Source organism: Pseudomonas sp. XS1P51 (genome assembly GCF_054897845.1).
Genome location: NZ_CM142707.1, coordinates 4632413 through 4651692, shown reverse-complemented (window position 1 = coordinate 4651692; position 19280 = coordinate 4632413). Strand labels below are relative to the sequence as shown.

Sequence of the window (19280 nt, the reverse complement as noted above, 5' to 3'; positions counted from 1 at the left end):
GTTTTTGTCGCAGTCAGGCCCCGGCGACGAAGTGCAGGAACCAGATCCGCCAATCGCAGTCTTTAAAACTCGCGAGGAAGGTCGCCCGCCAGCAAAATCAAGGCCTTGCGCCCGGATAACCCTGGCATCCCCGGTGACTTTTCTTTATCGTACGCGCCCTTTGAAAATGCCTGGAAAATCAAAATGTTGGAAGCATCCCTAAGCCAATTGGAACAGCTGGTCAGCGACCTGGTGCAACAGAACCAGACCCTGCTCGGTACCAACCAGACCCTGAGTGCAGAATTGGCTCAAGCCAAGGATGAAAACGAAAGCCTGCAACTGAGCCTGATGGAACAGGAAGAGAAACAAGGCGCTACCGCCGCACGCATCCAGGCCCTGGTTGAGCGCGTCAGCGCAGGCCCGGTCAGCGCATGAATCACGGCGCCGCAGGGGTAAAAGTCGTCTCGATTCTGGGGGAGGACTATTCGATCAAGGCGCCGGCCGGGGAAGAGCAGACCCTGCTGGACGCCGCAATGATGTTGAAAGCCGCTTTGGCTGACACCAAAAGGAAGTACCCGACGCTGATCGGTGACCGCTTGCTGGTGCTGGCCGCGATGAATCTGTGCTCGCAGCAGATCGAAATGCAAAAGCAGCACAAGCAGGAACTCGACCGTTACCAAGAGCAAGTCAGCGCCACGGTTGAAGTGATCTCCAAGACGATCAATCAGGTCTGATCGGTTTTGCGCACAACCAAAGAATAAATTGTCGATTTAGTTGTATACAATCGGCACGGCTGTTGCAGTGTTTCAGCCTCTTATTCTTTGGGGGTGCTCCATGCAGTTCTGGCGACGCAGTATTCAATGGCAGTTGATCCTGAGTATGGGCACCGCCCTCCTGGTCAGTATCCTGATCGTGGTTGGCATTTATACCCTTGTGGTCAACCGTCTCGCCCAGCGCTATCTGGTCGAACAAGCGCTGCCGTCGAGCATCGAAGCGATGCGCAACGACATCGAGCGCATCCTCGTTCAACCCCTCACCGCCGCCAAGGACATCGCCAGCAACAGCATGGTGCGCGACTGGCTGGCCGGGGGTGAAAACAGTGCCCAGACCGCCACGTTCGTGCAGTATCTGGAAGGCATCCGTGCTGAGCACAAAGCCTTTACCGCGCTGATCGTCGGCACTGCTTCCAACCACTATTTCACCGAAAAAGGCCTGGACCGGACCCTCAGCCGTTCCAACCCCAAAGATGCCTGGTTCTACTCGTTCCTCGATAGCAATCAGCCGCGCACCCTCAATATCGACAATGACACCGCGACCGGAGAATTGGCGCTGTTCATCGACCTCAAGGTCGAGCAGGCCGGCAAAGTCGTGGGCGTTGCCGGGCTTGGCCTGAGCATGAAAGAGCTGTCGGAGCTGATCCACAACTTCAATTTCGGTGAGCGCGGCAAGGTCTACCTCGTGCGTTCCGACGGCTTGATCCAGGTGCATCCCGAGGCGCAATTCAGTGGTAAACGCACACTCGCCGAGCAGATCGGCAACTCGGCGGCGCAAACAGTCATGGGGTACAAAGCTGCCGCCAGCAGCAGCTTTGTACGCGAGGGTGAAGACTTCCTGGCCTTGAGCCTGCCGCTGCGTGATCTGGGCTGGACCCTGGTGGCCGAAGTGCCACAGTCGCAGATCTACGCCGAAGCCCGTCGCGCCATGTGGATGAGCAGCGGCATCGGTCTGGCGGTGGCACTGGTGTGCCTGTTGCTGGTGGTGTTGCTGGCCCGTGGATTGGTGCGACCGATCCGTCAGGTAACAGCGGCGCTGGTAGCAATCGGTAGCGGTGGTGGAGATTTGACCCACAGGTTAGATTCCAGCCGCGCCGACGAACTGGGCGACTTGGCTCGGGGCTTCAATCGTTTCCTGGAAAGTCAGCGCGACATGATCGGCGAAGTGCTGACCACCAGCGAGCGCTTGCGCACGGCAGTCGGTCAGGTGGCGCGAGTGGTCGACAACACCGCCGAACGTTCCGGCCGTCAGCAGGAAATGACCGACATGGTCGCCACCGCCGTCCACGAAATGGGCCTGACTGTGCAGGAAATCGCCCAGAACGCTGGCAACGCGGCGGTCGCTTCGCAAAACGCCCGGGATGAGGCGATGCTGGCGCGGGAAGTCGTTGGTGGATCGATCCGTCATATAGAAAGCATGTCCGACGAAATAGGCCTCGCCGCCAGCGCGGTGGGCGAGTTGGCCCATCAGGTGGCGTCCATCGATCAGGTGCTGGCGGTGATTCGCGGGATTTCCGAGCAGACCAACCTTTTGGCTTTGAATGCAGCCATCGAAGCGGCGCGGGCCGGGGACATGGGGCGCGGGTTTGCGGTGGTGGCGGATGAAGTGCGGACGTTGGCGCGGCGGACTCAGTCGTCCACCGATGAAATTCAGCAGATGATTGGCAGCCTCAAGCAAGGCGCAGAGAATGCGGTGTCGTCGATGCACACCGGGCAAGCGGCGACCGGCACCGGGGTTGAGTCGAGCCAGCGGACCGGGGCGTCGTTGACGGCGATTACCGGACAGGTCGAGCGCATCAGCGACATGAACCATCAGGTGGCGACGGCGACGGAAGAGCAGTCGGCGGTGACGGAGGAGATCAACCGAAACGTGCAGGGGATTTCCGATTTGGCCCGGGCTACCGCCGGCGAAGTAAGAGCTTGCCGTGAGGATTGTCAGACATTGCAGCGGTTGGCGGATGATTTGGCGCGGCAGATGGGTAGTTTTAAACTGAGCTAGATCAAGATCAAAAGATCGCAGCCTCGTTTCACTCGACAGCTCCTACAAGGGATCCGCGTAAACCTGTAGGAGCTGTCGAGTGAAACGAGGCTGCGATCTTTTTTTAGCCGTTACACGAATCTATGTCAGATCAAAACCACTCATCCTGCATGCTCAGGCACACATCATCCCGCGCCTCAAGAATCGCCAATTCATGGTGGCAACCCGGCACTTCCCACGTCAGGAAATACCGCGCCGCCTGCAGCTTGCCCTTATAGAAGCTCACATCCGCCGCATTCCCTTTGGCCAACCCTTCCTCGGCACGAATCGCCTGTTCCAGCCAGCGCCAGCCAATCACCGTGTGCCCGAACACTTTCAGGTACAGCGCCGAGTTCGCCAGGCTGCTGTTGACCTTGCCTTGCCCCAAATCCGTCAGCAGACCGATGGTCACGCTTTGCAGGTGCGCCACCAGTTTTTCCAACGGCTCACGCAGAGCGGTCAGCGATTCATGCGCCTGGGCGCGCTCGGCGGTGTCGGCAATCAAACGGATCAATTGCTTGAGCCCCGCGCCACCGTTCTGCGCCAGTTTGCGCCCCAGCAAGTCCAGTGACTGAATGCCATGAGTGCCTTCATGAATCGGGTTCAGGCGGTTGTCGCGGTAATACTGCTCCACCGGGTATTCACGGGTGTAACCGTGGCCACCGAGAATCTGGATCGCCAGTTCGTTGGCCTTCAGGCAAAACTCCGACGGCCAGGATTTGACGATCGGCGTCAGCAAATCCAGCAGTTCATGGGCTTGTTTGCGTTCGGCTTCAGTCTCAAGCGTGGTGGTGTCGTCGAACAGTCGCGCCGCGTACAGCCCAAGGTCGAACGAACCTTCGACGTAAGCCTTCTGGGTCAACAGCATGCGTTTGACGTCGGCGTGCTGAATGATCGCCACCGGTGCGGTGCTCGGGTCCTTGTTGTCCGGCACGCGCCCTTGCGGACGTTCGCGGGCGTACTCCAGGGAATACAGATAACCGGCATAGCCGAGCATCACCGCACCCATGCCGACGCCGATCCGCGCCTCGTTCATCATCTGGAACATGTAGCTCAAGCCGTGGTGCGGCTTGCCCACCAGATAGCCGACGCACTCACCGTTATCGCCGAAATTCAGTGCCGTGGAGGTCGTCCCGCGCCAGCCCATCTTGTGGAACAGGCCGGCCAGCAAGACGTCGTTACGCTGGCCGAGGCTGCCGTCATCGTTAACCAGAAACTTGGGCACGATAAACAGCGAAATCCCCTTTACCCCGGCCGGCGCGTCCGGCAGCTTGGCCAGTACCATGTGCACGATGTTTTCCGACAGCGGGTGATCGCCGCCGGAGATGAAGATCTTGTTGCCCTTCAGGCGATAAGTGCCGTCGGGCGCAGGCTCGGCGCGGGTACGAATATCCGACAGCGACGAGCCGGCATGCGGCTCGGTCAGGGCCATGGTGCCGAAGAAGCGGCCATCGATCATCGGTTGCAGGAAACGCTGTTTCTGCTCGTCAGTGCCGAAACTTTCAATCAGGTTGGCCGCGCCCATGGTCAGGAACGGGTACGAGGTCGACGCCGCGTTGGCCGATTGAAAGTGGGCGAAGCAGGCCTGGGACAACAACGTAGGAAGTTGCATGCCGCCAGCGTCGAAACTGCGCGCGGCGTTGAGGAATCCAGCTTCGAGGAACGCATCCACCGCCGGTTTCACTTCCGGAATCAGAATCGCCTGACCGTCTTCATAGCGCGGCTCGTTCTCGTCACCCTTGCGGTTGTGCGGGGCGAAGAACTTCTCGGCGATGCTGCGAGCGGTGCCGATGGCGGCATCGAAGGTCTCGCGATTGTGCTCGGCGAAACGCTCACGCTGGGTCAGGCCTTCGGCGTCGAGGACTTCATACAGCTCGAAAGCCAGATTGCGGGAACTGAGCAACGTCTCGGACATGGCGGCCTACCTTTTTTTGGAATAGGCCGAGTCTAGGCGTGGGAATAGAGGCTGAACAGGATGATTGATGAGCGTGATGGTGGAGCAGAGAAGCGACTTAGCAGGCGCCACAAAACAAATGTGGGAGCGAGCCTGCTCGCGCTAGCGGTGTGTCATCCAATACATGTGTCGGATGACACACCGCTATCGCGAGCAGGCTCGCTCCCACAGGGGGTTTTGCATCCGGGCGCCTATTGCGGGCGCCCGGTCTGGTTACGGTTTAGCCGATAGTCATCAGGCTGGCATTACCACCCGCCGCCGCAGTGTTAACGCTCAACGCACGCTCAATCACCAGACGCTCCAACGCAATGTTGGTTTCACCCTGGGACAAACCATGAACCCCAACAATCGCCCCGGCACGCTTGGCCACTTGCTGGCAAACCGCACGCAGTTGATCGGAATGGCCATGATGCAGAACCGCATCAAACACCACTTCGTCCTTGGTCCAGTCGGCAACCAGTTTGATCTTCGACTGAATTTCCTTCGGCAGACGTGCGAACAATGCCTTGGTCAAGTCAGCTTCTGGCCACACCGCCGAACCACCCACCGCCAATACCGCAGCCAGTTGCGTCAGCAGGTCGCCTTCGACTTCCGCCAGGCACAGCACGTGTTCGCGCGGCAGGATGGCGTAGCTGTTGCGCTCGCCGGTCGGGCCCGCCAGTACACGGGTGATCCCGCTCTGCGATTGCGCCGCGAACTGCACGCACAGGGCGCTCAGGTCGCTGAACTTGTTGCTGTCAGCCCAGGCTTGCAGGGCGGTCAGCGGTTTGCTCATGGCATCACGCAAACGAACGTCCGGTGCAGCGATTGCGTCGCCGCGAGCGAAGGATTGTTCGATCGCGTCAGTAGGACGCGTCGACAGCAGACGGTACAGGTACAACGGACCACCCGCCTTTGGACCGGTGCCCGACAGGCCTTCGCCGCCGAACGGTTGCACGCCGACCACGGCACCCACGATGTTGCGGTTCACGTAGACGTTACCGGCGTTGACGTTGTCGATCACCTTGGCGATGGTCTCGTCGATGCGAGTGTGTACGCCCAGGGTCAGGCCGTAGCCGGAAGCGTTGATCTGACCAATCAACTGATCGATGTCTTTGCGCTTGTAGCGAACCACGTGCAGCACCGGGCCGAAGATCTCCCGTTGCAGTTCGTCGAAGCTTTCCAGTTCGATCAGGGTTGGCATCACGAAGGTGCCGCGTTTGACTTCTTCGGTATTCGCGATGGCTACCTGGTACACGCTGCGACCTTTGTCGCGCATGGCCTGGATGTGTTTCTCGATGCCTGCCTTGGCTTCGGCGTCGATCACCGGGCCGATGTCCACGGACAGGCGCTCCGGGTTACCGAGACGGCATTCAGCCATGGCGCCCTTGAGCATTTCGATGACGCGGTCGGCGGAATCTTCCTGCAAGCACAGCACACGTAGCGCCGAGCAACGTTGACCGGCGCTGTCGAACGCCGACGATACCACGTCGATCACGACTTGTTCGGTCAGTGCCGAGGAGTCGACGATCATTGCGTTCTGGCCGCCGGTTTCGGCGATCAGCGGAATCGGACGACCCTGCGCATCCAGGCGACCGGCGACGTTGCGTTGCAGCAAACGCGCGACTTCGGTGGAGCCGGTGAACATCACGCCTTTGACCCGATCGTCACCCACCAGGCGGGCACCGACGGTTTCGCCACGGCCCGGCAGCAGTTGCAGCACGCCTTCCGGAATCCCGGCTTCGAGCAACAGGCGCACGGCTTGAGCGGCGACCAGCGGGGTTTGTTCGGCAGGCTTGGCCAGTACCGGGTTGCCGGCGGCCAGCGCAGCAGCGACCTGGCCACTGAAAATCGCCAGCGGGAAGTTCCACGGGCTGATGCACACCACCGGACCCAATGGGCGGTGGGCGTCGTTAGTGAAGTCGTTGCGCGCCTGCACTGCGTAGTAACGCAGGAAGTCCACGGCTTCACGCACTTCGGCGATGGCGTTGGCGAAAGTCTTGCCGGCTTCGCGAGCCAACAGGCCCATCAGCGGCTGGATCTCGCCTTCCATCAAGTCGGCGGCACGCTCCAGAATCGCGGCACGTTCGGCGGGCGGGGTGGCCTGCCAGATCGGTGCAGCGTTCAAGGCACACTGGATCGCGTTGTCGACGTCTTCGACGGTGGCTTCCTGCACATGGCCGACCACGTCACGCAGATCGGACGGGTTCAGAACCGGCGCAGGGGTTTCAGTGCTGGACGCGCAACCGAGCATCGGCGCGGCTTTCCAGTTGTTATGAGCGGTGGCCAGCAGGGCGCAGGACAGCGACGCCAGACGATGTTCGTTGGCCATGTCGATGCCGCTGGAGTTGGCGCGCTCGGCACCATAAAGATCACGCGGCAGCGGGATACGCGGGTGCGGCAGGCCGAAGCCGCCCTCCAGCGTCGCCATCTGCTCGATGCTGGCCACTGGATCGGCCACCAGCTCCTGGATCGAAATGGACTGGTCGGCGATGCGGTTGACGAACGAAGTGTTCGCGCCGTTTTCCAGCAGACGACGCACCAGGTACGCCAGCAGCGTTTCGTGAGTACCGACCGGTGCGTACACGCGGCACGGACGGTTCAACTTGCCTTCGGAAACTTTGCCTACAACCTGTTCGTACAGCGGTTCGCCCATGCCGTGCAGGCACTGGAATTCGTACTGGCCGGGGTAATAGTTCTGACCGGCGATGTGGTAAATGGCCGACAGGGTGTGGGCGTTGTGCGTGGCGAACTGCGGGTAGATGACTTCCGGCACCGACAGCAGTTTGCGGGCGCAGGCAATGTAGGAAACGTCGGTGTACACCTTGCGGGTATAGACCGGATAGCCTTCCAGGCCTTCGACCTGAGCGCGCTTGATTTCGCTGTCCCAGTACGCGCCTTTCACCAGGCGGATCATCAGGCGATGACGGCTGCGGCGAGCCAGGTCGATCACGTAGTCGATCACGTACGGGCAACGCTTCTGATAGGCCTGGATCACGAAGCCGATGCCGTTCCAGCCGGTCAGTTGCGGCTCGAAGCACAGGCGCTCCAGCAGATCCAGCGACAGTTCGAGGCGGTCGGCTTCTTCGGCATCGATGTTCAGGCCGATGTCGTATTGCTTGGCCAGCAGGGTCAGCGACAGCAGGCGCGGGTACAGCTCGTCCATCACGCGCTCGTACTGGGCGCGGCTGTAACGCGGGTGCAGTGCCGACAGCTTGATGGAAATGCCCGGGCCTTCATAAATCCCACGACCGTGGGACGCTTTGCCGATCGAGTGGATGGCTTGTTCGTACGAGGCCAGGTACTTCTGGGCGTCGTGCTCGGTGAGTGCGGCTTCACCCAGCATGTCGTAGGAATAACGGAAGCCTTTGGCTTCGAATTTGCTGGCGTTGGCCAGGGCTTCGGCAATGGTTTCGCCGGTAACGAACTGCTCGCCCATCAGGCGCATGGCCATGTCGACGCCCTTGCGGATCATCGGCTCGCCGCTCTTGCCGATGATGCGGCTCAGGGACGACGTCAGGCCGGCTTCATTGTGCGTAGCGACCAGTTTGCCGGTCAGCAGCAAACCCCAAGTGGCGGCGTTGACGAACAGCGACGGGCTGTTGCCCAAGTGCGGGTGCCAGTTGCCAGTGCTGATTTTGTCGCGGATCAATGCGTCACGCGTGCCCTTGTCCGGGATGCGCAGCAGCGCTTCGGCCAGGCACATCAGCGCCACGCCTTCCTGGGACGACAGGGAAAACTCCTGCAACAAGCCCTGAACAATCCCGGCACGGCCGCCGGCGCTCTTCTGATTGCGCAGTTTCTCGGCAATCGAGGCAGCCAGCTTGTTGGTGGCTTCGGCCATGGCGACCGGCAGGCGTGCCTGTTCGATCAGCATCGGTACCACTTCAGGTTCCGGACGACGATAGGCCGCGGTGATCGAAGCGCGCAGGACCGACTGCGGCAGGATGCTTTCGGCGAACTCCAGGAAACACTGGTGCGCGTGGTCTGCATGGACTTCGCCAGCGTCGTCAGCGTCTTTGCTGATCAAACCGCTCAGCTCGGTCAGGGTTGCACCACCCTCGAGTTTTTCCAGGTAATTGAAAATTGCCTGCTTGATCAGCCAGTGCGGCGTGCGATCAATCGAGGTCGCGGCGGCCTTGAGGCGCTCGCGGGTCGGGTCGTCAAGTTTGACCCCAAGGGTGGTGGTAGCCATATTTTTATCCTCATGTTTGCCACGACCGCGTGGCATCAGCTGGCCGCAAGATTAGCTGCGCATCCTTCGAGGTGCAACCGGGTGCAACCCTTTTTTTATCGGAATAATAAGCAGCTCGTCAGGAATTAAATTCCGGTACGAACGTACCGCTCCTGCTTGGTGCTTTTACTTCTAGCAAAACGCTCTGACTGCTCTAAAAGGGAGCAAAAAACAGCCTTTTTGAGGAAAATCCGACTAGGTGCAACTTATTCCCAAGAAACTGGTTGCACCTTATTTAGGTTGTTTAATAGGATTCGCGCCCAAGGTGCAACCCATCCAAAAGACAGGTGCATCCGGCTGATGGCTTTCCTGGGGAAACATCAGTCCTAAATGCGCGGGCCTCGAAGTCGTCTGAACAAACGTTGTCGTTTGTCGGCGTTTCCACACTCCGCCGCTACATAAAAACAAAGCCAGGGCGTCACTTAATGAGCGTAAGCAATCCAACCCTGATCACGTTCGTGATCTACATCGCAGCAATGGTGCTGATCGGCTTCATGGCCTATCGCTCCACCAACAACCTTTCTGACTACATTCTGGGCGGTCGTAGCCTGGGCAGCGTCGTGACTGCACTTTCTGCCGGTGCTTCCGACATGAGCGGCTGGTTGTTGATGGGCTTGCCGGGCGCCATCTACATGTCCGGTCTTTCCGAAAGCTGGATCGCCATCGGCCTGATCGTCGGTGCCTACCTGAACTGGCTGTTCGTCGCCGGCCGTCTGCGAGTGCAGACCGAGCACAACGGCGATGCGCTGACCCTGCCGGATTACTTCTCCAGCCGTTTCGAAGACAAAAGCGGCCTGTTGCGGATCATCTCTGCGGTCGTGATCCTGGTGTTCTTCACCATCTATTGCGCATCCGGCATCGTGGCCGGCGCCCGTCTGTTTGAAAGCACCTTCGGCATGTCCTACGAGACAGCGCTGTGGGCCGGTGCTGCGGCGACGATTGCCTACACCTTCGTCGGTGGTTTCCTGGCAGTGAGCTGGACTGACACCGTACAAGCCACGCTGATGATCTTCGCCCTGTTGCTGACGCCGATCATCGTACTGCTGGCCACCGGTGGCGTTGACACCACGTTCCTGGCCATCGAAGCGCAAGACGCCAGCAACTTCGACATGCTGAAAAACACCACCTTCATCGGCATCATCTCGCTGATGGGCTGGGGCCTGGGTTACTTCGGCCAGCCGCACATCCTGGCGCGTTTCATGGCGGCGGATTCGGTTAAGTCGATCGCTAACGCCCGTCGCATCTCCATGACCTGGATGATCCTGTGCCTGGGCGGCACTGTGGCGGTAGGCTTCTTCGGTATCGCTTACTTCTCGGCGCACCCTGATGTGGCCGCACCAGTCACCGAGAACCACGAACGCGTGTTCATCGAACTGGCCAAAATCCTCTTCAACCCATGGATTGCCGGTGTACTGCTGTCGGCCATTCTGGCGGCTGTCATGAGTACCCTGAGCTGCCAACTGCTGGTGTGCTCGAGCGCCCTGACTGAAGACTTCTACAAAACCTTCCTGCGTAAAACCGCTTCCCAGGTTGAGCTGGTCTGGGTAGGCCGTGCCATGGTGCTGCTGGTTGCCCTGATCGCCATCGCATTGGCCGCTAACCCGGAAAACCGTGTACTGGGTCTGGTCAGCTACGCCTGGGCCGGTTTCGGTGCCGCGTTCGGTCCGGTGGTCCTGATCTCCGTGATCTGGAAAGACATGACCCGCAACGGCGCACTGGCTGGCATCCTGGTCGGCGCGATCACCGTAATCGTGTGGAAACACTTCGAACTGCTGGGCCTGTACGAAATCATCCCTGGTTTCATCTTCGCCAGCCTGGCCATCTACATTGTCAGCAAGCTGGGCACACCGAGCACCGGTATGCTGCAGCGCTTCGCCGCTGCCGAGGCAGATTTCCGCCTGAACAAGTGATCGGGATGAGCTGAGGCTCTGACCTTTCACCGAACATGAAAACGGCCCGCTTCCTTCTGGAGGCGGGCCTTTTTTTTTGGTTTCCCGGATGGGAGGTAGTGCTGGAGATCCTTGTGGGAGCGAGCCTGCTCGCGATAGCTATCTGACAGTCAACATTCAGGTTGAATCTGCTGACGTCATCGCGAGCAGGCTCGCTCCCACAGGAATTGGTGGTGGTTTTGAAGGGGATGTCTGTAGCCAAACACACTGACTTTTGAAGGATAGATCTCTAAAAAAGTAGGGCAAATCTGATTTTCCTGTCCCTCCAGTAACACCGGTTATCGCTCATGCAGAATCGCCCGCCTTCATTCTGCAGAGACACATCGGATGTTCGCTCCTGCCAATCAACCACGTTTCACGTTGACGATCGACGGCGACCAGAATGAGCTCAAGGTGCTTGAGTTCACGGGCAAGGAAGCCATCAGTCAACCCTACCGTTTTGACCTGGAACTGGTCAGCGAACGGCCGGACATCGAGCTCGAAAGCTTGCTGCATCGTCAGGCATTTCTGGGTTTCGATGCGCAAGGTTCCGGTATTCACGGTCAGATTTATCGCGTCGGCCAAGGCGACTCCGGGAAGCGTCTGACGCGTTATCAGGTCAGTCTGGTGCCGCGTCTGGCCTACCTGGACCAGCGCATCAATCAGCGGATTTTCCAGCATAAAAGCGTACCCAGGATCATTGAGCAGATCCTCAAGGATCACGGCATCCAGCGTGATGCTTTCGAGTTTCAGCTCGGCAGCGAGTACCCCGAGCGCGAGTACTGCGTGCAATACGCCGAAAGTGATCTGGCATTCATCCAGCGGCTATGTGCCGAGCTCGGCATTCATTACCACTTCCAACACAGTCCCGACGGGCATTTGCTGGTGTTTGGTGATGACCAGACGGTATTTCCTCGTTTGTCCGAGTCGACACCTTATTTCCCCGGTAGTGGAATGGTGGCGGATGCACCGGCCATCAAACGCTTCAACGTACGCCTGGAAACCCGCACGACTGTGGTCACTCGCCGTGATTACGACTTCCACAAACCTCGTCTGCAACTTGAGAGTCGCCTCGACAGCCAACAGCTGCCGGTGCTGGAGGACTATCACTTTCCTGGCCAGTTCACTGATCGCGAACACGGTAAGGATCTTGCTCAACGAACGCTTGAACGCCACAACGCCGATTACCGACAGGCCGAAGGGCGCAGCGATCAATCCTCGTTGGTCTGCGGGCACTTCCTGCAGCTCGCGGGGCACCCGCGTCAGGAATGGAATGACCTGTGGCTGATTACCGAAATCGAACACCGCGGTCGACAACCGCAAGTCCTGGAAGAGTCAGCCGCCGATAGCTCGGATAAGTTCCAAGGTTATCGTAATAGCTTTCTGGCAACGCCGTGGGACGTTTCGTTTCGTGCGCCTTTGATCGAAAAAACCCACGTTTCCGGTTATCAGGCAGCGGTAGTGACTGGCCCGGCCGACAGCGAAATCCACTGCGACGAATACGGCCGGGTCAAGGTACAACTCGCCTGGGATCGCGACGGCAAGCTCAACGAGCATTCCAGTTGCTGGCTGCGAGTCGCCACCGGTTGGGCGCATGACCGCTACGGCAGCGTGTTGATCCCACGAGTCGGCATGGAAGTGTTGGTGGGGTTTCTCGATGCCGACGCCGACAAACCGCTGATCATGGGTTGCCTGCCCAACGCCGCGACGCCGGTGCCCCTCGATCTTCCAGCGGACAAAACCCGCAGTATTTTCCGCAGCCAGAGTAGTCCCGGTGGCGGTGGTTACAACGAATTGCGCATCGAGGATCGCAAAGGCGCCGAGGAAATTTACCTGCGTGCCCAGCGAAACTGGACTCAGCACGTGTTGCAGGATTTGCATGTCCAGGTCGGAAACCAGCGCAGCGTGGACATTGGTGCAAGCGATAACCTGCACGTCCACGGTGACCGATATATCAGCGTCAACAGCCAGACCCTCAAGGCGAGCGGGCAATTCCATGTCGGCGCGGGCCAGCAAGTCGTCATCGACGGCGGTGCCAGCGCCACCCTTCAAGCGGGCGGGCACTGGATCAATATCGGTCCTGCCGGGATCTTCAGCAGCGTACCGATTCAGCTTGGCGGTGCAGCGATGCCGGCAATGGGTGCTCCGACCTCTCAACGAACACTTTTGGCACTTAGCACAGCACAGATTCTGAGCCTGAAAAGCGACGCGCCATTCTGCGAAGAATGCGAGCGCTGCAAGGAGGGTGTCTGTGCAGCCTGAGCGCCTGTCCCCCCACACTTGGCTGGAGCGTCAACCGCTTGAATCTTCCGAGCAGTTGTTCGCGGTTTTCGGCAATGCCAGTTCCGCTGAGCCGTTTAAAGCCTGGCAGTGTTCCAGTCCGGTACATGCACCGAGTCCTGTCTGGGCAGATACCGCTTACGCCGAGTGGGAACCGGTCATGCCCTATGTCGGAATCGTCGTTGCCGGCAGTGAGTTTCTGGAGTGGGTCGCTACCACCGAGTCTCAGGACTGGGGTTGGCTGGCGGTTTCTTCTTCGACTCAGGACGTGCTGATCGAGCATTTGCGCAGCCTCACGCAAGTTCTTTTACCCAATGGCAACGCAGTGTTTTTCCGTTTTTGGGATGGGCGTTATTTGTTGCCGATTCTTCAGTCTGCCGAGGTCGACGTTGCTCAATTGCTGCCTGTAGTAGGGCGGTGCCTGATCAATGGCCAAGCCCTTGAGATCGGTGGAGCTGCGCTGAAAACCTCCAGGGTTTTTCCATGGTGGAAAGTCTCTGAAACGTTGCTGGAACAGCTTGGGGAACAATCAAACACCACGCGGATAAACAACTTGCTCAAGTGGCTGAGCGAGGATCGACCTGATCTTTATGAGGCGTTTTCCGAAAGCGTTTTGCGGCACAAGGTTGCGATCTTTCTAGAGGCGCCAGGCCTGCCGCCAGCACCGAAATCAGCCTTGGTGGAATACCTGATAACGGAGCTGGACTGATGGATCAGATCGTACGGATTGAGCAGGAGCTCGACGGTTTTAAAAACACGCTGGATTTGTATCGCGAGCAACTTCGAGGATTTTTAAGTCGGAACGCGGACAAGGTCAGCCGGGCAACGGACATGCCTTCGCTGCTGGACATGGAACGGCAGATCAAACTGGGTAACACCACCACGTCGGTGAGCCGTCGTGATGACGACTTTTTCTCTAGCGTTGCGCAGTGTCCGCTGAGCGGGATTCTGGAGATCGAAAGCAAGTTCGAATCGGTTTATGACATTCCGTTGGGGAATATTCAGGTCGATGTGATTGCCGTGGATGGCGGCAAGTCGACGCCTGTAACGCTCGATAAACACGGCAAAGGACAGTTTGAAGGCACGCCTGGCAAGTTCTATCGCGTTCATGTCCAGAGTGAAGTCACCCCGAAGCAAGTTGATGACCTTTTCTCGTCTTATGACGGCCTGACTAAACAACTGGAAGACTGGCTGTGCAACGAGTGGAAAGGGTTCAAACCGCAGTGGTCGCAGTCGAGTTTTGCAGCGGCGGGTAATGGAATGCTCGCGGGAAGTTGGGCCGCGATCATTGGTGTGTGGGACAGCATCAGCCTGCTCTCGGACATTCTTCAGAACCCCGGCAAGTTCGTTGAGCGCCTCGGCAGCAGCGCCGATGAGTTAGTCAAACTCGCGAAAACCGCGCCCCAGGAAATGGCCAAGATCCAGCTGCTGGCCAGTGACGAAGCGGCGCTGTGTCTGTTGCTGCGCACTGCCAGCCTCTGGTTGGAGATGCTGCCACCCAGCGAGATCGCCGGCAAAACTGCCGAAGCGGTGTCGACGGTGGTGGTGCAGTTGCTCATCGATATTCTGATTGGTGTCGTTCTGACCTTCGCCGGTGCAGGTGCGGGTATTGCCTATCTGAGCATGCGTCTCGCCAGTTACGGCGCCCGGATCGTTAGCGCCGTACAGGGTTTCGTCAAAGCCATCTTCACCCTCATCAACAGCTTCATGACTTACGTTGACCGCTACAAAAAGGTCGCAGCAAGAGGCGTGGCGGCGGGTCTGAAAAAAGGTAGGGTGCAACTGCGTTGGGACGCCAGGCGCAACACCACCATCAAGCAAAACGAACACCACGACGACGCCTCGAAGCAGGCTACAAACCCCAACGGCGACAGCGCCGACTCGGCCGATAAAACCGCCACCAACAAGTGTCCGGTGTCGATGGTCACCGGCGAAGAACTGCTGACCCTCACCGACGGTTCGCTGGACGGAATCCTGCCGTTCGACTTCACCCGGCTCTATCGCACCAGCGCCGTCGAGATCGATTGCGGCCTCGGTTACGGCTGGAGCCACAGCCTCGCCCATCGGCTGGAGATCGATGGCGAGAACGTCATCTGGATCGATCAGGAAAACCGCCGTACCACTTTCCCGTTGCCGAATGTTGAACGCCCGGCGATTCATAACAGCCTCTCGCGCGCGGCGATTTATCTGGGTGATGAGCCCGAGGAGCTGATCCTCGCCCAGGCCGGCGAGGACACACGTTTCTACCACTTCATCAACGGTCGGCTGACAACGATCAGCGATGCTTACGACAACCGACTGCGCATCACACACGACCGTCAGGACCGCATCAAACGCCTCGACAATGGCGCCGGCCGTGCCTTGCTTTTACGTTACGACCGTAGCCATTTGGTCGCTGTTGACTATCAGATCTTCATCCCGGCCCAAAGCCTCGACGACGCCTGGCAGACCGAGCAAACACTGGTCAGCTATCGCCACAACGAGCGCGATCAACTGATCGAAGCCACCAATGCTGCTGGCGAAAGCGAGCGCTACGACTACGACGACCAGCACGTCATTCTCCAGCGGCAACTGGCCGGTGGGGCGAGTTTCTTCTGGGAGTGGGAAAGGTCCGGCAAAACGGCGCGATGTGTCCGTCACTGGGCGTCGTTTTCGCAGATGGATGCGCGGTATGTCTGGGATGACGCGGGCAGCGTCACCGTCCAGAACATTGACGGCAGCGAAGAGGTTTACGAGCACGACGATCGGGCGCGACTGGTGCGCAAGGTCGGGCTGGATGGCGCCGAACACCTCAAGACCTACGACGATAAAGGTCGGTTGGTTGCCGAGCAGGGTCCGCTCGGCGCTGTCACCGAATACCACTACGACGAAGTCGGACGGCTGATCGCGCTGATTCCACCGGAAGACGAACCGACGTCCTACGAGTATCGCAACGGTTTCCTGCACGCGCGGTATCGCGGTAAAGCCGTGTGGACGTATCAGCGCAATGCGCAGGGGGACGTCACCGAAGCGACCGATCCTGACGGCCATGTCACCCACTATCACTACGATGAAAAAGGGCAGTTGCTGTCGATCCGTTATCCGGATACCAGCCGACATGTTTTCGTCTGGAACGCACTAGGACAACTGCTCGAAGAGACCTTGCCAGATGGCGCTCAGCGACGGTTTTCCTACGATGTTTTGGGTCGGCAGCTTACCCGTCAGGACGAACACGGTGCCGTCACCCACCACCAATGGGATGCCGTTGGCCGACTGATTCAGACAACGTTTCCTACAGGCGCCACTCGCGGCTTCAGCTACAACGCCTACGGCAAGATCACCGCCGAACGCGACGAACTGGGCCGCGTCACTCGCTACGAGTATGTCGACGATCTGCACCTGGTCAGCCGCCGCATCAATGCCGACGGCACGCAGCTGCGGTATCGCTACGACAACGCACAGCTGCTACTCACGGAAATCGAAAACGAATCCGGCGAAAAATACCTCCTGGACTACACGCCCAACGGCTTGATCCGACAGGAGACCGGATTTGATGGCCGCCGTACGGCGTACGCCTACGACCTCAACGGCCATCTGCTGGAAAAAACCGAGTTCGGCGATGACGGCTCGCAACTGGTTACCGCTTATGAACGGGACTCGGCAGGGCGCTTGCTGCTCAAGACCCTGCCCGATGGCGTCAGCGTCGAGTATTGCTACGACAGCCTCGGCCGACTGATCAGCGTCGACGACGGTCACGACCATCCGCTGGAATTCGAGTACGACCAACAAGATCGCCTGATCACCGAGCATCAGGGCTGGGGCACGCTACGCTATGGCTACGATGCTTGCGGCCAGCTCAACCGGCTGCGTCTGCCGGACGGCAGCAAGCTCGATTATCACTACGCCAAGGGTGGTGCGCTGACGGCCATCGACCTCAACGGCGCCCGGCTCAGCACTCACCAGTTCGAATTCGGTCGTGAGCAGCAACGCCAGCAAGGTCAACTCACCAGTCAGTATCACTACGACGAACAAGGCCGGTTGCAGGCCCACGCGGTCAACCGAACAATCCAGCCGCTGTACCTGCGCCACTACACCTACGCGGTCAACGGCAACCTGGCGACCATCGCCGACAGCCGCCACGGCCAACGCAGCTATTACTACGACCCGCTCAACCGCCTGACCCGCGTCCGTCACACCCGCGACGACCCACCGGAAACCTTCGCCCACGACCCGGCGGGCAATCTGCTGATGCAGGACCGCCCCGGCGCGGTGAAGGTTTTTGGTAATCGTTTGTTGATGCAGGGTGATCGGCATTACGACTACGACGCCTTCGGCAACCTGATCCGCGAACGCCGCGGCACCGCGCAAAAACTCGTCACCGAATACCGCTACGACTGCCAGCACCGATTGGTCGGCGTCACGATGCCGGATGGACGTTACGCGAGCTACCACTACGACGCCTTCGGCCGCCGCATCGCCAAAACCGTCGACGGCAACACCACCGAGTTCTTCTGGCAGGGCGACCACCTCGTCGCCGAAAGCAGTCGCGAGCATTACTGCAGCTATGTCTACGAACCCGGTACTTTCCGCCCGTTGGCCATGCTCGACGGTAAAGGCCCGCGCCAGGCTTGCCCGTTCTACTACCAACTCGACCACCTTGGTACGCCGCAGGAACTGACGGATTTTGGTGGCGAGATTGTGTGGTCGGCGAAGTACGACGCCTACGGGAAAATCACGCATCTGGCGTTTGGCGGGGGAGAGCAACTCAACCAGCCACTGCGTTTTCAAGGGCAGTACTTTGATGTTGAGAGCGGTCTGCACTACAACCGGCATCGGTACTATGATCCGGAGGTTGGGCGGTATCTGACGCCGGACCCGGTGAAGTTGGCGGGTGGGCTGAATCAGTATCGGTATGCGCTGAATCCGACGGGGTGGGTTGATCCGTTAGGGTTGAGCGGGAATTGCCCGCAGTCGGATAAGCCTGGGTGTAAGGCGCCGGATGATGTTTCTGGCGTAAAGGTTGATGAGGGTGAGCCGCAACTGCCGAAGATGACGGCTGAGCAGCGGCGGGAGAGGATTGATGAGCTGGCGGAAGCGAATGCTTTCCGCGAGTTGGAGAGGATTGAAAAGGCAACACCTGGTGGTCATTTCTTAGAAAAGCACGGCGCGCAAACTACTTTGCAATCACAGTTGGAGCGAGTCGCCTCGGCTAAAAATCCCACAACTGGAATAGTAGAGACCTACACTAGTGGAAAGAAAATAGGACAGCCGAAAATTCCTTCGGCGGCGACTCATTTTCTAAGTCACCGAGATCAGCTAAATGCTATTCATAGAGCGCAATTGATTTTCCGGCAAACCGATCTCCAGACTTCACAAAGGCCGTTCGATATGGGTAAAAAGGTTGGTGAAGGGTATAAGCGTGGAAGTTTAGAGTATGGTGAGCAAACCAAGGCAGTAGTCATATTGGATAAATTCGGTCGGCCCAAAACTGCTTATACGGACTTTGATTAATGAAAAATAATTACCATATTGTAGATATACGTAATTTGCTTTTCGTGTTTGATATCGAAAATACGGATGACGAGTCTAGAGAAAAAATTATAGTTTCCAAAAATGTTAATGACGAGAAAGAGCTTTCTGAGCTATTTGATATTTTGCTAAAGCCTGAGTTCTTTGCTTATAGAGAGAAAGAGAGGGAGTCGCTAATTAGTACGGTTGCTCATTTTCTCGATATCAATGATTCGTTTGATCGTGTGTTTGAAAAAATGACGACATATTTTGATGATGAAGTCGCTGATCAAAGAAAATTCATGAAGGTTCTTCTCGTTTGTTTGCGGCGCTATCAGCAGAACGAAGGCTGAATGTTGAATTTCTTCATGTGAACTACGAATTTCTGGGAAATATCGTCGGAAGTTTCCTTCAAGTTCTATCGGTTTTCATGAACTGGTGCGAAACGTGTTCCATAGATAGTCTCTGGTGGTCACTGAAAATTCAGTGGCGGGGTGTAGGAACCCTTCAAGACTAGAGAGGACGCTTTGGCGTCGACACCTGTATTTGCGGCCGTCAACGTGCGTCCGTAACATCAGTTGCGGCGGCTGTGCGCGGGCACGCTTCGGCGTGGTCGAGTTCTCTGGTCTCGATATTCCTACCCCGCGTA

Annotated in this window: 10 protein-coding genes and 1 pseudogene; 9 read left to right on the top strand and 2 right to left on the bottom strand. The window is 58.4% G+C overall.

The features are described 5' to 3' along the window. Positions 1 to 183: 183 nt before the first annotated feature. From ACYZUD_RS21580 to ACYZUD_RS21565, 4 genes and pseudogenes are all read left to right on the top strand, one after another. Positions 184 to 414 carry a hypothetical protein gene (locus ACYZUD_RS21580; protein ID WP_008149645.1) on the top strand — a complete coding sequence of 77 codons (231 nt, stop codon included), beginning with the start codon at positions 184 to 186 and terminating at the stop codon, positions 412 to 414. Then, positions 411 to 713: a cell division protein ZapA gene (locus ACYZUD_RS21575; RefSeq protein WP_462020058.1), complete on the top strand. Its 303-nt coding sequence runs from the start codon at positions 411 to 413 to the stop codon at positions 711 to 713. Before ACYZUD_RS21580 ends, ACYZUD_RS21575 begins: the two co-directional genes overlap by 4 nt. Before the next feature lie 100 nt (positions 714 to 813). Continuing rightward, a pseudogene (locus ACYZUD_RS21570) lies at positions 814 to 1884 on the top strand (HAMP domain-containing protein); the annotation flags it as partial. Between the two features lie 21 nt (positions 1885 to 1905). Next, the gene (locus ACYZUD_RS21565; RefSeq protein WP_462025085.1) at positions 1906 to 2751 is read left to right on the top strand and encodes a methyl-accepting chemotaxis protein; all 846 of its coding nucleotides are present in this window, start codon (positions 1906 to 1908) and stop codon (positions 2749 to 2751) included. A 130-nt stretch (positions 2752 to 2881) separates the two neighbouring features. Here ACYZUD_RS21565 and ACYZUD_RS21560 read toward each other — a convergent pair whose 3' ends face one another. Both ACYZUD_RS21560 and putA read right to left on the bottom strand, forming a co-directional pair. Beyond that, positions 2882 to 4684, bottom strand: coding sequence for an acyl-CoA dehydrogenase (locus tag ACYZUD_RS21560; RefSeq protein WP_462020057.1), 1803 nt, complete (start codon positions 4682 to 4684; stop codon positions 2882 to 2884). A gap of 259 nt (positions 4685 to 4943) precedes the next feature. Continuing rightward, positions 4944 to 8897, bottom strand: coding sequence for a trifunctional transcriptional regulator/proline dehydrogenase/L-glutamate gamma-semialdehyde dehydrogenase (gene putA, locus ACYZUD_RS21555; RefSeq protein ID WP_462020056.1), 3954 nt, complete (start codon positions 8895 to 8897; stop codon positions 4944 to 4946). A gap of 464 nt (positions 8898 to 9361) precedes the next feature. On the opposite strand from putA, the gene putP reads away from it, so the two are divergent. From putP to ACYZUD_RS21530, 5 genes are all read left to right on the top strand, one after another. Then, on the top strand, positions 9362 to 10846 hold the full coding sequence (putP, locus tag ACYZUD_RS21550; protein ID WP_462020055.1) for a sodium/proline symporter PutP: 1485 nt from the start codon (positions 9362 to 9364) through the stop codon (positions 10844 to 10846). A gap of 366 nt (positions 10847 to 11212) precedes the next feature. Beyond that, entirely contained in the window at positions 11213 to 13126 is a 1914-nt protein-coding gene (locus tag ACYZUD_RS21545) for a type VI secretion system Vgr family protein (RefSeq protein WP_462020054.1), read from the top strand. Next, entirely contained in the window at positions 13116 to 13853 is a 738-nt protein-coding gene (locus tag ACYZUD_RS21540) for a DUF4123 domain-containing protein (protein ID WP_462020053.1), read from the top strand. The genes ACYZUD_RS21545 and ACYZUD_RS21540 overlap by 11 nt, the downstream gene beginning before the upstream one ends. Then, complete coding sequence (locus ACYZUD_RS21535; protein WP_462020052.1) at positions 13853 to 18634, top strand: RHS repeat-associated core domain-containing protein; 4782 nt, start codon at positions 13853 to 13855, stop codon at positions 18632 to 18634. The genes ACYZUD_RS21540 and ACYZUD_RS21535 overlap by 1 nt, the downstream gene beginning before the upstream one ends. Then, positions 18634 to 18984: a hypothetical protein gene (locus tag ACYZUD_RS21530; RefSeq protein WP_462020051.1), complete on the top strand. Its 351-nt coding sequence runs from the start codon at positions 18634 to 18636 to the stop codon at positions 18982 to 18984. The genes ACYZUD_RS21535 and ACYZUD_RS21530 overlap by 1 nt, the downstream gene beginning before the upstream one ends. The last annotated feature ends 296 nt before the right edge of the window (positions 18985 to 19280 follow it).